This window comes from Mesobacillus persicus (assembly GCF_900109925.1).
GTDB classification, from domain to species: domain Bacteria; phylum Bacillota; class Bacilli; order Bacillales; family Cytobacillaceae; genus Mesobacillus_B; species Mesobacillus_B persicus.
Genome location: NZ_FOBW01000002.1, coordinates 484,310 through 498,171, shown reverse-complemented (window position 1 = coordinate 498,171; position 13,862 = coordinate 484,310). Strand labels below are relative to the sequence as shown.

7 protein-coding genes and 20 tRNA genes are annotated in these 13,862 nt (G+C 40.9%); 26 read left to right on the top strand and 1 reads right to left on the bottom strand.

All coding sequences use genetic code 11. The annotated features are described in order from the left end of the window. Position 1 precedes the first annotated feature (1 nt). The 26 genes from BMX30_RS05170 (at position 2) to speD (ending at position 12,418) form a co-directional block, all read left to right on the top strand. Positions 2 to 77: transfer RNA gene (locus tag BMX30_RS05170), tRNA-Thr, on the top strand. 157 nt (positions 78 to 234) lie between these two features. Then, positions 235 to 310 (top strand) — tRNA-Lys (locus BMX30_RS05165). 63 nt (positions 311 to 373) lie between these two features. Continuing rightward, positions 374 to 458 (top strand) — tRNA-Leu (locus BMX30_RS05160). 33 nt (positions 459 to 491) lie between these two features. Next, positions 492 to 566 (top strand) — tRNA-Gly (locus BMX30_RS05155). A gap of 12 nt (positions 567 to 578) precedes the next feature. Further along, positions 579 to 667: transfer RNA gene (locus tag BMX30_RS05150), tRNA-Leu, on the top strand. Positions 668 to 731: 64 nt separating this feature from the next. Further along, a tRNA-Arg gene (locus tag BMX30_RS05145) sits at positions 732 to 808 on the top strand. A 9-nt stretch (positions 809 to 817) separates the two neighbouring features. Further along, positions 818 to 894 (top strand) — tRNA-Pro (locus tag BMX30_RS05140). A gap of 9 nt (positions 895 to 903) precedes the next feature. Continuing rightward, positions 904 to 979 (top strand) — tRNA-Ala (locus tag BMX30_RS05135). A 21-nt stretch (positions 980 to 1,000) separates the two neighbouring features. After that, positions 1,001 to 1,077 (top strand) — tRNA-Met (locus BMX30_RS05130). Between the two features lie 181 nt (positions 1,078 to 1,258). Further along, positions 1,259 to 1,335, top strand: a tRNA-Ile gene (locus BMX30_RS05125). An 11-nt stretch (positions 1,336 to 1,346) separates the two neighbouring features. Continuing rightward, positions 1,347 to 1,439, top strand: a tRNA-Ser gene (locus tag BMX30_RS05120). 162 nt (positions 1,440 to 1,601) lie between these two features. Continuing rightward, a tRNA-Met gene (locus BMX30_RS05115) sits at positions 1,602 to 1,678 on the top strand. Between the two features lie 24 nt (positions 1,679 to 1,702). Beyond that, positions 1,703 to 1,779: transfer RNA gene (locus tag BMX30_RS05110), tRNA-Asp, on the top strand. Between the two features lie 159 nt (positions 1,780 to 1,938). Further along, positions 1,939 to 2,014, top strand: a tRNA-Phe gene (locus tag BMX30_RS05105). A 36-nt stretch (positions 2,015 to 2,050) separates the two neighbouring features. Continuing rightward, a tRNA-His gene (locus tag BMX30_RS05100) sits at positions 2,051 to 2,126 on the top strand. Positions 2,127 to 2,139: 13 nt separating this feature from the next. Continuing rightward, a tRNA-Gly gene (locus tag BMX30_RS05095) sits at positions 2,140 to 2,213 on the top strand. Positions 2,214 to 2,220: 7 nt separating this feature from the next. Beyond that, positions 2,221 to 2,294 (top strand) — tRNA-Ile (locus BMX30_RS05090). Between the two features lie 164 nt (positions 2,295 to 2,458). Then, positions 2,459 to 2,533: transfer RNA gene (locus BMX30_RS05085), tRNA-Asn, on the top strand. A 4-nt stretch (positions 2,534 to 2,537) separates the two neighbouring features. Next, positions 2,538 to 2,628, top strand: a tRNA-Ser gene (locus BMX30_RS05080). A gap of 3 nt (positions 2,629 to 2,631) precedes the next feature. Then, positions 2,632 to 2,703 (top strand) — tRNA-Glu (locus BMX30_RS05075). Positions 2,704 to 3,554: 851 nt separating this feature from the next. After that, on the top strand, positions 3,555 to 5,489 hold the full coding sequence (gene glgB, locus BMX30_RS05070; protein ID WP_090741816.1) for a 1,4-alpha-glucan branching protein GlgB: 1,935 nt from the start codon (positions 3,555 to 3,557) through the stop codon (positions 5,487 to 5,489). Further along, positions 5,431 to 6,576 (top strand): glucose-1-phosphate adenylyltransferase, encoded by a 1,146-nt coding sequence (locus BMX30_RS05065; RefSeq protein WP_090741814.1) that lies wholly within the window; start codon positions 5,431 to 5,433, stop codon positions 6,574 to 6,576. The genes glgB and BMX30_RS05065 overlap by 59 nt, the downstream gene beginning before the upstream one ends. An 18-nt stretch (positions 6,577 to 6,594) precedes the next feature. Continuing rightward, positions 6,595 to 7,626 (top strand): GlgC family sugar phosphate nucleotidyltransferase, encoded by a 1,032-nt coding sequence (locus BMX30_RS05060; RefSeq protein WP_090741812.1) that lies wholly within the window; start codon positions 6,595 to 6,597, stop codon positions 7,624 to 7,626. Further along, positions 7,623 to 9,086 (top strand): glycogen synthase GlgA, encoded by a 1,464-nt coding sequence (gene glgA / locus BMX30_RS05055; protein WP_090741810.1) that lies wholly within the window; start codon positions 7,623 to 7,625, stop codon positions 9,084 to 9,086. Before BMX30_RS05060 ends, glgA begins: the two co-directional genes overlap by 4 nt. Further along, positions 9,061 to 11,466 (top strand): glycogen/starch/alpha-glucan phosphorylase, encoded by a 2,406-nt coding sequence (locus tag BMX30_RS05050; RefSeq protein ID WP_090741808.1) that lies wholly within the window; start codon positions 9,061 to 9,063, stop codon positions 11,464 to 11,466. The genes glgA and BMX30_RS05050 overlap by 26 nt, the downstream gene beginning before the upstream one ends. 142 nt (positions 11,467 to 11,608) lie before the next feature. Next, entirely contained in the window at positions 11,609 to 12,418 is an 810-nt protein-coding gene (speD, locus tag BMX30_RS05045; protein WP_090741806.1) for an adenosylmethionine decarboxylase, read from the top strand. A gap of 362 nt (positions 12,419 to 12,780) precedes the next feature. Here the strand turns inward: speD and BMX30_RS05040 are convergent, their stop codons facing one another. After that, positions 12,781 to 13,710, bottom strand: a complete 930-nt coding sequence (locus tag BMX30_RS05040) for a 1,4-dihydroxy-2-naphthoate polyprenyltransferase (protein WP_090741804.1) — start codon at positions 13,708 to 13,710, stop codon at positions 12,781 to 12,783. Positions 13,711 to 13,862 lie beyond the last annotated feature (152 nt).

Sequence of the window (13,862 nt, the reverse complement as noted above, 5' to 3'; positions counted from 1 at the left end):
TGCCGGCCTAGCTCAATTGGTAGAGCAACTGACTTGTAATCAGTAGGTTGGGGGTTCAAGTCCTCTGGCCGGCACCACTTGTACGAGCCATTAGCTCAGTTGGTAGAGCAAGTTTCTCACTTCGTTGAATAGACTTCTTAGGAAACTTGCGAGGAAGACCGTTAGGTCTTTCGAGCATCGTTGGTGCGATATCAACAAAACTTTTAGATCGTAGTATGTAACAATTTTTCATTGGAGCCATTAGCTCAGTTGGTAGAGCATCTGACTTTTAATCAGAGGGTCGAAGGTTCGAATCCTTCATGGCTCACCAAATTTTTTTCGCGGTAGCGAAAATAACCATAGTTTTTTGCACTAGCAAGATAACTATATATATGCGGGTGTGGCGGAATTGGCAGACGCACTAGACTTAGGATCTAGCGCCGCAAGGCGTGGGGGTTCGACTCCCTTCACCCGCACCAATAATATCAATGATCAGTAGTACACTTAAATATGCGGAAGTAGTTCAGTGGTAGAATACAACCTTGCCAAGGTTGGGGTCGCGGGTTCGAATCCCGTCTTCCGCTCCATATATTAAAAGTGCCGGGGTGGCGGAACTGGCAGACGCACAGGACTTAAAATCCTGCGGTAGGTGACTACCGTACCGGTTCGATTCCGGTCCTCGGCACCAACGTTTTTTCGCGGTAGTGAAAATAACTGTCATTTAATCGATAAATTAATAACTAGCAATATATGCGCCCTTAGCTCAGCTGGATAGAGTGTTTGACTACGAATCAAAAGGTCGGGAGTTCGAATCTCTCAGGGCGCGCCATTATATTTACGGGAAGTAGCTCAGCTTGGTAGAGCACTTGGTTTGGGACCAAGGGGTCGCAGGTTCGAATCCTGTCTTCCCGACCATTCAAAAAAGGGGCCTTAGCTCAGCTGGGAGAGCGCCTGCCTTGCACGCAGGAGGTCAGCGGTTCGATCCCGCTAGGCTCCACCAATTAATAAATAATGAAGATATGGCGGTGTAGCTCAGCTGGCTAGAGCATTCGGTTCATACCCGAAAGGTCGTGGGTTCGACTCCCTCCGCCGCTACCATATTACTTTAACTTTTGTACTAGTTTTTCTTGGACCTTTAGCTCAGCTGGTTAGAGCAACGAGCAAAGCTTCCTTGATAATGCTACGAGTTGTACCCATCGAGCTGCTACTTGAATTTGCTTTCTGAGATGGGGACAGATAATATTTCAATAATATATCTGTTTGTTAATTCTAAACTCTTGGACCTTTAGCTCAGCTGGTTAGAGCAGACGGCTCATAACCGTCCGGTCGTAGGTTCGAGTCCTACAAGGTCCACCATATACTTTCACGGAGGAATACCCAAGTCCGGCTGAAGGGATCGGTCTTGAAAACCGACAGGCGGGTCAAACCGCGCAGGGGTTCGAATCCCCTTTCCTCCTCCATTTTTATCATAAATAATATTGTCGCGGGGTGGAGCAACAAGCGTTTCTCCTATGAATAATCTGCGAGTTGTACCGATTGAGCCGCATCTTGAATAGGCATCCTGAAATCGGGACAGTTAATGCTAACATAGAGCATAAACAAAACTATGTAAATAATATTGTCGCGGGGTGGAGCAGTCCGGTAGCTCGTCGGGCTCATAACCCGAAGGTCGCAGGTTCAAATCCTGCCCCCGCAACCAATTTTTTAAAGGTAAAATATTATTGGTCCGGTAGTTCAGTTGGTTAGAATGCCTGCCTGTCACGCAGGAGGTCGCGGGTTCGAGTCCCGTCCGGACCGCCATTTTAAATTTTGTAAAAGATAGTAAGGCTCAGTAGCTCAGTCGGTAGAGCAAGTTGCTACCTTCCTTGATTCAGCTCCTGCGGCAACTTGCGAGGAAGACCGGAGGTCTTTCGAGCAATGGACAAGCATCAACTATTAAGCGAAGTAATTTTTAATTTAGGCTCAGTAGCTCAGTCGGTAGAGCAATGGACTGAAAATCCATGTGTCGGCGGTTCGATTCCGTCCTGAGCCACCATTTTTTAGCCCCTTTGTGCTAAGAAGTAAGGATATGGCGGTTGTGGCGAAGTGGTTAACGCATCGGATTGTGGTTCCGACATTCGTGGGTTCGATTCCCATCAGTCGCCCCATATATTTTAGTAAGCGGGTGTAGTTTAGTGGTAAAACCTCAGCCTTCCAAGCTGATGATGAGGGTTCGATTCCCTTCACCCGCTCCATTAATAGGGGCCTATAGCTCAGCTGGTTAGAGCGCACGCCTGATAAGCGTGAGGTCGATGGTTCGAGTCCATTTAGGCCCATTTTGTTTTTTTAATTATTATTCCGCAGTAGCTCAGTGGTAGAGCAACAAGCGAGGCTACTTGAGTAACCTGCGAGTTGTACTCATCGAGCCGCATCTTGAATAATCATTCTGAGATGAGGACATTCGGCCAAAATGAACTATTATAGGAAAAAATACTATTATTCCGCAGTAGCTCAGTGGTAGAGCATTCGGCTGTTAACCGAACGGTCGTAGGTTCGAATCCTACCTGCGGAGCCAATATGGGGAAGTACTCAAGTGGCTGAAGAGGCGCCCCTGCTAAGGGTGTAGGTCGGGCAACCGGCGCGAGGGTTCAAATCCCTCCTTCTCCGCCATAAGGCCCCTTGGTCAAGCGGTTAAGACACCGCCCTTTCACGGCGGTAACACGGGTTCGAATCCCGTAGGGGTCATACAAAAAAGCTGCAGACATTATGTCTGCAGCTTTTTTGTGTGATTTTCGTTTTTATAAAAGTTAGTTGATCATAAAATAGAATTTATATATAGTCGATCTTTGTTAGATATCACTCTTTATTGTTATTAACTAACTTTTCAAGGAACACAAACTAAACGTTTTTTCCTTTAAAACGTACTCTATGAATATTTTTCATTACATAAATTAACATGCCCAAAACAGAAGAGTACTATAAAAACGGTAACGAAAAGAGTTTAATGTGCCCGATAAACAGAAGAGTACACCAAAAACGGTAACGAAAAGGAGTTTAATGTGCCCGAAAACAGAAGAGCACGCCAAAAACGGTAACGAAAAAGAGTCTAATGTGCCCGAAAACAGAAGAGTACACCAAAAACGGTAACGAGAAAGAGTTTAACGTGCCCGAAAACAGAAGAGCACGCCAAAAACGGTAACGATAATGAGCCTAACGTGCTCGAAAATGGAACAGCACACTCTTAGAGGGAAAGCCGTCAACTTTGTGTTCCAACAAAATTCCATTTAGCACTTCCTAATGAACTAGCCATTGATAGCGCTCCACAGTAGCTGCCCCCTTCATACAAACTCCCATTTGTAAATACTTTATAGGATTTCAAAAATTCATATTTTGAACCCGCTACACCATAAGAATTCAATACAAATTCCCTATAGAAAATTACCAATCAAACCCAAAGGTTAAAGCACAAGCGAATGTATACGCTTACTCCAAATACTGTCGAATTTACACGAACAATTTACTTTTAGTTTACAAGGTATTTTAAGAGGAATCTAGAATAGTAATGAAAAAGGTTACTTAGGAAGGCAGGTGAACGGATGTTAACACATCCTTCAGATTATCAGCTGCATTTATTCCATGAAGGCTCGTTATTTGAGAGCTACGAATTATTTGGAGCGCATATAATTAACTGTGAATCAGCGATATATACACGGTTTTGTGTTTGGGCGCCAACTGCACTGGCTGTAAGATTGGTTGGCGATATGAACAACTGGAATGGGAATGGATATGAATTTGAAAAGGTGAATGGTGAAGGCGTTTGGATTTTGGTGGCAGAAGGTGATTTAACTGGGAGCCTATACAAATTTGAACTAACCGATTCATCTGGACAAATATCTTTAAAGGCCGATCCATTTGCATTTTATTCTGAATTACGCCCTAATACGGCTTCGATTGTGTATCCCTTAGAAGGATATCAATGGAATGACCAACACTGGATGAGAAAAAGGGAAAAACAAAATTCTTTAACACAACCTCTTGCGATATATGAAGTCCATCTAGGTTCTTGGAGATTGGCTGAAGATGGTACTTTATTAACCTACAAACAACTTGCTAATGATCTTATCACCTACGTCCTTTCCCATGGATACACCCATATTGAAGTATTGCCTCTAACTGAGCACCCGCTCGACATTTCCTGGGGCTATCAGGGAACGGGCTATTACTCAGTTACAAGTCGATTTGGAACTCCTCATGACTTCATGTATTTTGTTGATCAGTGCCACCAAAATGGAATTGGTGTGATTATGGATTGGGTTCCTGGTCACTTCTGTAAGGATGCCCATGGACTCTATTGCTTTGATGGCAGTTATGTGTTTGACTACCAAAACCCTAAAGACAGAGAAAATCTGGTTTGGGGAACAGCCAATTTTGACCTTGGCAAAACAGAAGTTCAGAGCTTCCTTATTTCGAATGCACTCTTCTGGTTGGAAAAGTACCATATTGATGGCTTTCGTGTCGATGCTGTCGCAAACATTATTTATTGGCCAAATTCTCACCAGGAAGTGAATCCCTATGGTGTCGAGTTTCTAAAAAAACTAAATGGTGCCGTTCATTCTCACTACCCTGCTGCTTTAATGATTGCAGAGGATTCAACTGATTGGCCAAAGGTGACATCCCCGGTCGAAGATGGAGGTTTGGGTTTCACGTATAAATGGAATATGGGTTGGATGAATGACATGTTGAGCTATATGGAAAAGGAACCTTCTGAAAGAAGCCAACATCATAACAAAGTAACCTTCTCATTGTTGTATGCATTTACAGAATCATTCATCCTGCCTTTTTCACATGATGAAGTCGTTCATGGGAAAAAATCACTCCTTGATAAAATGCCTGGTGACTATTGGAGTAAATTTGCTCAATTAAGGTTGCTGTTAGGATATATGACTACTCACCCTGGTAAAAAGCTTACATTCATGGGAACAGAACTTGGACAGTTTTCTGAATGGAAAGATAAAGAACAATTAGATTGGCATTTACTTGAATATGAGATGCATGAGAAACTCAATTACTTTGCAAAAGAAGTACTAAAAATTTATAAGCGAAATAAACCATTATATGAATTAGATGATTCTCACGAAGGTTTTGAGTGGATTGATGCTGATAATCATCAGCAATCGGTGTTCTCTTTTATAAGGAGAGGGGAGAAAGCAGAGGATTCCCTCATCATTGTCTGCAATTTTACTCCCGAAACGTATTCTGGATATAGAATAGGTGTGCCTGAAAATAAAACATACCGTGAAATTCTAAATAGTGATGATACAGCATTTGGAGGTTCAGGGTTCATAAATAAAAAGACGATAAAAGCAGAGCAAATTGGATTTCATGGACGGCCTTTTTCCATTGAAATGAATATTTCCCCATTCGGGATATCCATATTGAGGCCTGTTAAAAAAAGAAAGGGGAAAGTTATTGATGCAAAAGAAAAAAATAGTAGCAATGCTGTTAGCCGGAGGTCAGGGGAGCCGTCTTAACTCTTTGACGAAAGATCTCGCCAAACCTGCAGTTCCGTTTGGCGGTAAGTATAGGATTATCGATTTTCCATTAAGCAACTGCACGAACTCTGGAATTAACACTGTCGGTGTATTAACACAATACCAACCCCTTATCCTTAATTCATACATTGGCATCGGTAGCGCTTGGGACCTGGACAGAAAGGACGGTGGGGTTACAGTGCTCCCACCTTACGCCGCCTCGACAGAGATGAAATGGTATACCGGAACCGCAAGTGCCATTTATCAAAATTTAAATTATCTACATCAATATAATCCTGAATATGTACTGATTTTATCAGGGGATCACATTTATAAAATGAATTATGAGTTAATGCTTGATCACCATATTGAAAAAGGTGCCGATGTGACCATTTCGGTAATCCCAGTTCCTTGGGAGGAAGCGAATCGATTTGGAATCTTGAATACCGATGAAGAGTTAAGAGTGATTGAATTTGATGAAAAGCCGAAGGAGCCAAAGAGTAATCTAGCTTCCATGGGAATCTATATATTCAACTGGAAGGTGCTGGAGGAATATTTAGAAGTAGATAATGACAACTCAGGCTCAAGCCATGACTTTGGAAAAGATATTTTGCCGTTGATGCTAAAAGACCAAAAAAATCTATTTGCTTATCCATTTAAAGGGTACTGGAAGGATGTCGGTACGGTTCAAAGTTTGTGGGAAGCAAATATGGATTTGTTGGATAGTAGTAGTGAGCTGAATTTACTTGACCAAAGTTGGCGAATTTATTCGGTTAATCCGAATCAACCACCACAGTATATTAGTAAGGATGCAACCTTGACTGATTCACTCGTCAATGAAGGTTGTACCATCGAGGGCACGGTTACAAGAACAGTTGTATTTCAAGGAGTCTCGATTGAAAGAGAATCAGTGGTCACAGAATCCGTCATTATGCCGGATGCCGTAATTGGCAAGGGCTGTATTATTGAGAAAGCAATTATTTCATCTGGGATAAAAGTTCCAGATGGGTTAGTAATCCGTCCAAAAAACAATGGTGAAATTCTTCTCGTATCTAAAGAAACGTTAGAAGAAATGGCCATCCATTAATTCAGGAGGAGTGTTAGTTTGAAAAAACGTTTATTAGGTGTCATTGATGCCACTACCTATGCTGAAGATCTAAAGGATTTGACCCTACATCGCTCTGTCGCCGCTATTCCTTTTGGGGGGCGTTATCGCCTCATCGATTTTATTCTCTCAAATATGGTGAATTCAGGGATTGAGAGCGTTGGAATCTTTCCAAAATACCCATTCCGCTCGTTAATGGACCATTTAGGTTCAGGGAAAAATTGGGATTTAAACCGAAAGCGCGATGGATTATTCTTTTTCCCGTTTTCATCGGACGATAAACCTAATTTTGGAATGAATTCGTTCGAGCATTTTGCAGCGAATATTGATTTCCTGAACAGAAGCACACAAGAGTATTGTCTAATCTCTGATGCGAATACAATCTTTAATATGGATTTTAACCCGCTGCTTGAATGGCATATGGAACAGGGATGTGATATTAGCGAAGTGAGAAGAGATGGTGCGCCTCTTAATATCTTTCTAGTAAAAACCTCGCTTCTCCTAGAGTTAATTGATTCTCGAGATAAAACGGGAAATTACTGTATGCGAGATGTGGTGACAGATATCGATAGTCCTTACCAGGTTTGCTATTATCCATACGAAGGTTTTGCTGTAACGGTCGATTCCATTGATCAATACTATTTTGCTAGCATGGAAATCTTAAAACCTACTATTTGGGGACAGTTGTTTTTAAAGGAGCGGGCGATTCTGACCAAGGTAAAGGATGAACCCCCTACCCATTATTCAAAGTCGGCTTCTGTCCATAACTCAATGATAGCCAATGGTGCAAGCATCGAAGGGATTGTTGAAAATAGTATCATAGCAAGAGGGGTAAAAATAGCCAAAGGGGCTATTGTAAGAAACAGCATCATCATGCAAAAAACTCAAATAGGCGAAAACAGCATTCTAGATCATGTAATTGTCGATAAGGATGTTAAGGTTGAATCCGGAATCACGCTTATTGGAACAAAGGATGCTCCAAAAATTTTGCAAAAGGGTTCTATCATAAAGGGAGCGTGTGTGAATTCGTGAAAGTATTGTTTGCTGTTTCAGAGTGTGTACCATTTATAAAATCCGGTGGACTTGCAGATGTCGCAGGAGCTCTCCCAAAGGAATTGAGTAGACTCGGAGTAGATATTCGAGTCATCCTGCCAAAATATCAACTCATACCTGATGAATATAAAAAACAAATGAAAAAGATAGCTGAGTTTACTGTGCCTGTTGGCTGGAGGAATCAGTATTGTGGAATTGAAGAATTAGAATTAGATGGGGTCACTTATTATTTCGTTGACAATGAATTCTATTTCAAACGTAGTCAAATGTACGGGGACTTTGATGAAGGGGAGCAGTATGCTTACTTTAATCGAGCAATCCTTGAGTGTATGAAGGAAATTAACTTTTATCCGGATGTCATTCACTGCCATGATTGGCATACAGGGATGGTGCCGTTTTTATTGAATGAACAATATCGAACACTAGAGGGTTATGAATCTATAAAGTCAGTGTTTACTATTCATAATCTTCAATTTCAGGGGATCTTTCCGCGAGAGATTATCGGAGATTTACTTGGGCTTGAAGATCGGTACTACCAATCAGAAGAACTCGAATTCTATGGAAATGTTTCCTTTATGAAGGCAGCCCTTGTGTCAGCTGATAAAATAACGACCGTTAGCCCGACTTACCGGGATGAAATACAAACTGCCTATTTTGGAGAAAGTTTGGATGGTGTCCTTCGGGACCGTAGTTCAGATTTAATAGGAATCATAAATGGGATTGATACTGAACTCTATAATCCAAAGATTGATAAGGCCTTGTTTTCGCCGTTTGGACCGGAAAACCATCAAGCCAGGAAAATAGGCAAACTAGATCTCCAACGACAGTTCGGTTTGCCTGAGGATGAGGAAAGGCCTCTTATTGCAATGGTTACAAGGCTCACCAAGCAAAAAGGGCTTGAACTCGTCAGAGGGGTATTTCATGAAATGATGGCCACTGGTGCTCAATTGATTGTTCTTGGGACAGGTGAGCGAGAATTTGAATACTTTTTCAATCAAATGGCCACCCAATATTACGATCAATGCCGAGTGTTTATCGGTTTCAATGAAGAGTTAGCCCACCGGGTCTATGCCGGTTCTGACTTATTTCTAATGCCCTCCAAGTTTGAACCCTGCGGTCTGAGTCAGCTTATCGCTCTCCGATATGGCTCAATCCCAATCGTTCGGGAAACAGGTGGTTTAAATGATACGGTTAAATCTTATAACGGGGAAACTAGTGAAGGGAATGGTTTTACTTTTAAAAACTTTAATGCCCATGCCATGCTTTCAACGATTGAAAGAGCTCTAAGTTATTATGAGAATACCAAAGAATGGGATTCATTGGTTGAACGGGTTATGAGGATGGACTTTAGCTGGGCTCAGTCTGCGAAAATCTATCAGCAATTGTACGCTGACCTGGTTAAGGAGGAATTGCATGTTTTCGAACACCAAGGAGTTTAAGATAGCCTACCTAAAAAAACTAGAAATGACTTTCGGCACGAGTTTTGATGAAAGTACGAAACGTGAGCAGTTTCAAACACTTGGGGCGATGATTAGGGAGTATGTGAGTTCAGAGTGGATTAGGACAAATGAACAGTATCGCACAGTTGGTGGAAAACAAGTTTATTATTTATCCATCGAATTTTTACTAGGTAGACTGCTTCGTCATAATTTAATGAACCTCGGGATTGAGTCTGTCGTTACTGAAGGTTTACAGGAACTCGGAATTGATTTGGGCGACCTTGAGGAAATAGAGGCCGACGCAGCACTTGGGAACGGAGGATTAGGAAGATTAGCAGCATGCTTCCTAGATTCTCTCGCATCAATGAATTTACCTGGACATGGATGTGGAATCCGCTATAAGCATGGGTTGTTTGAGCAGAAAATTGTTGATGGGTATCAAGTTGAACTTCCTGAGCAATGGCTAAGGCATGGCCATGTCTGGGAGGTCCGGAAAACGGATGATTCTGTAGAAGTGCCGTTTTGGGGAAAAGTTGAAAGTTATCAGGAAAATGGCAAGCTGGTCTTTCGCCATCTGCATGCGGAAACAGTTACAGCTATTCCGTACGACCTTCCTGTCATCGGTTACAACACTAGCACGGTAAATACCCTTCGTCTTTGGAGCGCCGAACCTTCAAGGTTTCCAGCGAATATCGATATTTTAAAGTATAAAAAGGAAACAGAATCGATCTCAGAGCTTCTATATCCGGATGATACACATGATGAGGGGAAAATTCTCAGATTAAAGCAGCAGTACCTGCTTGTCGCTGCAAGTCTGCAATCAATTGTTCGTTCTTATAAAAAACAAAATCGGAGTTTAATTCATCTCCATGAGCATGTAGGGATCCATATTAATGACACCCATCCAGCCATTGCTGTACCGGAACTAATGAGAATTTTAATGGACGAAGAAGGGTTAGGATGGCAGGAAGCATGGTCAATCACTGTAAACACCCTTTCATACACAAACCATACAACCCTATCTGAAGCTCTTGAAAAATGGCCAGTTAGAATTTTTCAGCCGCTTCTTCCGAGAATTTTTATGATTATTGAAGAAATCAATGAACGTTTTTGCCAAGAACTATGGGAAAAATTCCCGGGGGACTGGGGGAGAATTGAGAGGATGGCTCTGATTGCCCATGGGGAGGTCAGGATGGCGCCACTTGCGATTGTAGGGAGTCATAGCGTAAATGGAGTCGCAAGGCTACATACGGAAATCTTAATGGAAAGGGAAATGAATGATTATTATCAGGTGTTTCCTGACAGATTTAATAATAAAACAAATGGAATTACCCATCGCCGGTGGCTTTTAAAAGCGAACCCCAATCTTGCAAACCTGATTACTGATTCAATCGGTCCAGAGTGGATAAACGATACAACTCAGTTTGAAAAGCTGCTTCACTTTAAAAAAGATTCGGTCTTCTTAGAGAGGCTTGGCGATATTAAGAAAGCCAATAAAGAAAAACTCGCGAAAATAATATATGAGAAAGCTGGGGTTTCTGTCGATACAAGCTCGATTTTTGATGTGCAGGTGAAAAGGTTACACGCCTATAAACGTCAGCTTTTGAATGTATTACATATTATGTATTTATATAATCGCATGAAGTCCGATTCAAGTTTTCAGCCTTATCCGAGGACCTTTATCTTTGGGGCAAAAGCATCTCCTGGTTATTATTTTGCAAAAAAAGTAATTAAATTAATCAATACCGTTGCTGACAAAGTAAATCATGATTCCCACGTAAACGATAAAATGAAGGTCGTATTCCTAGAAAATTATCGGGTTTCCTTGGCTGAGGATATTTTTCCAGCTGCAGATATTAGCGAACAGATTTCAACGGCAAGCAAGGAAGCCTCAGGTACTGGCAATATGAAGTTTATGATGAATGGGGCTTTGACCTTAGGGACGCTTGACGGGGCCAATGTGGAGATCAACGAGCTAGTAGGAGAGGAAAACATTTTTCTTTTTGGATTGCGTGCTCAAGAGGTCTTAAACTTTCAGAAAAACGGCGGATATAACTCCCGGGAATATTATCATTATGACCAGCGTATTCGTGAAGTGACGGAACAACTCGTAAATGGGTTTTTCCCTGATACTGATGGCGAATTCACCGCTATTTACGACTCTTTGCTTGATCATAATGATCAATACTTTGTCTTACGTGACTTCGCTTCATATGTCGCCATTCAAGAGAAAGTGAATATGGCATATCAGGATCAATCGATGTGGTTAGAAAAAAGTCTAATTAACATTGCTAAATCTGGATTCTTCTCAAGCGACCGAACAATTAATGAGTACGCCAACCAAATATGGAATATTAAACCTTTTAAGGTTAATAATTGATAACTATTGAACTAACGAACTGGCGTAACTGCCGGTTCTTTTTTTTGTGCGTTTTTTATTACAGCATTTGGGTATCATAAAAATATTTAAAGAATGCCTCGATTTAACGGATTTGCAAAATTGGAAAAGGGGGAAACAAAAGATGAAATTGACGGACCAGCAAAGAATTGAATTGCATGGGTTTAACAATCTAACCAAATCACTAAGTTTCAATATGTATGATATATGTTATACAAAGACGAAGGAAGAGCGGGAAGCTTATATTGAGTATATTGACGAACAGTACAATGCAGACAGGCTAACCCATATTCTCACCAATGTATCAGACATCATCGGTGCTCACGTACTAAATGTTGCGAAACAGGATTACGAACCACAAGGGGCAAGTGTGACAGTACTAGTATCAGAAGGACCTGTTGTTGAAGTTCCAAAAGAATCTTTCGCAGAATCTCCAGGTCCACTACCTGATAATGTGGTTCTCCAACTAGACAAAAGTCATATCACTGTTCATACATACCCAGAGTACCACCCAAATGAAGGAATCAGTACTTTCCGAGCCGATATCGATGTTTCAACATGCGGGGAAATTTCTCCATTAAAAGCACTAAACTATTTAATTCGTTCTTTTGATACCGATATAATGACGATTGATTTCCGTGTCCGTGGATTTACGCGCGATAAAAATGGGCATAAACTATTCATTGATCATGATATTAGTTCGATTCAAAACTATATACCAGATGATATTAAGGATCAATTTCATATGTTTGATGTCAATGTATACCAAGAGAATATCTTTCACACGAAATGTAAACTAAAAGAATTTGATTTGAATAATTATCTCTTCGGATATACGAAGGATAAACTAAGTGAACAGGAAAGAGACGACATAACGGAAAGCCTTACACTTGAGATGGATGAAATTTTTTATGGGAAAAATATACTGAATTGATTTTTTTAGGCTTGGAACAATGTGTTCCAGGCCCTTTTTAGCATCAAAAAAATGACCTAGAATAGCGAAAAACCTGGGGCTTGGTGAGTTTTATACATAAAATTGTTGCCGGTTGGGGAGTTATGCATCCATTCCTGCGAGATATCGATTGATTATTGGAGGTTATGCATCGATTATTAGAAGTTATGGATTGATTATCGAAAGTTATTGAAAAAATGGTGTCTAAATTGTTACAAAGGACTTTTTTGAGATCATTTCATTTAATGAAAACTTCAAGCTAATTACAATGATCAAATTTTAAAACCTAAAAAAATCCACCCAAACAAAAAAGCCACTGCTAAGCAGTGGCTAGATGTGAAAATTTAAATATAACTGATGAAAAGGCCAACGGATAATAACAGTGCAAAGATTGTATTTGTTTGAGCCGTTGCCACCATTGCTGGTGCCATTTCAAGAGGATTCGTTCCAGTTTTAAAACCTTTTACAGATTTTATGGCTTTCGGTAGGCTTAATAGTACAACAGCAAGCCAAGGAGTCATGGCTCCTGTTAAAATTAATCCCAAAATCCAGAGGTATGAAACAATAAACATTCCTGCCAGAAGGGTAACTGCTCCTTTTTTCCCAATCAATATCGCTAGAGTCTTCCGTCCAAAATCTTTATCGCCGTCAAAATCACGAATATTATTTGACAAAAGAATGGCACCTACAAGAATAAAACTAGGGATTGAAACAAGGATACTAGTTGTTGTAACTGTGCCTGTTTGAATAAAGAAGGCAATTAGGATAATAAGAATTCCCATGAAAAATCCTGCGAACACTTCACCGAATGGAGTGTATGCAATAGGTAGTGGGCCTCCAGTATAAAGATAACCAATAAGCATTCCAACAAGGCCAACGGCTGCTAGCCACCAGCTAGTGTTCATACAAATATATATACCAATTAAAATGGAGATTCCGTATAATCCAAGAGCTAAACCCAGTACAGTAGCAGGTTTGATTCCATTCCTGACAATCGCACCACCGATTCCTATGGATTCTTCAGTGTCGAGACCTCGCTTGAAATCATAGTACTCGTTAAACATATTGGTTGCTGCCTGAATTAATAGGCATGCAATTAGCGTCGCTAAAAAAAGCAACAGATCAATTTTTGTCACCTCAATAGCAAGCGCCGTTCCGAGTAGGACCGGTGCAAAAGCGGCAGTCAAAGTATGAGGGCGGGCAAGCTGCCACCATTTCTGAAAACCATGATCTTTTGCTATTGGGGAAGGACTAGGCTGAAGTGGTGTTTGCATAGGTACCAATCCTCTCCCTTAAAAGTAATATATATGCCAAACTATATTATAGTATCAAAAAGTCTTAATTCTGTCAAAAAATCACCCAATACTTAGTTAAATCTTCTCTACAATATAAAGTGTAAGTTCAAGCAGTGATGCTGTCAAATACC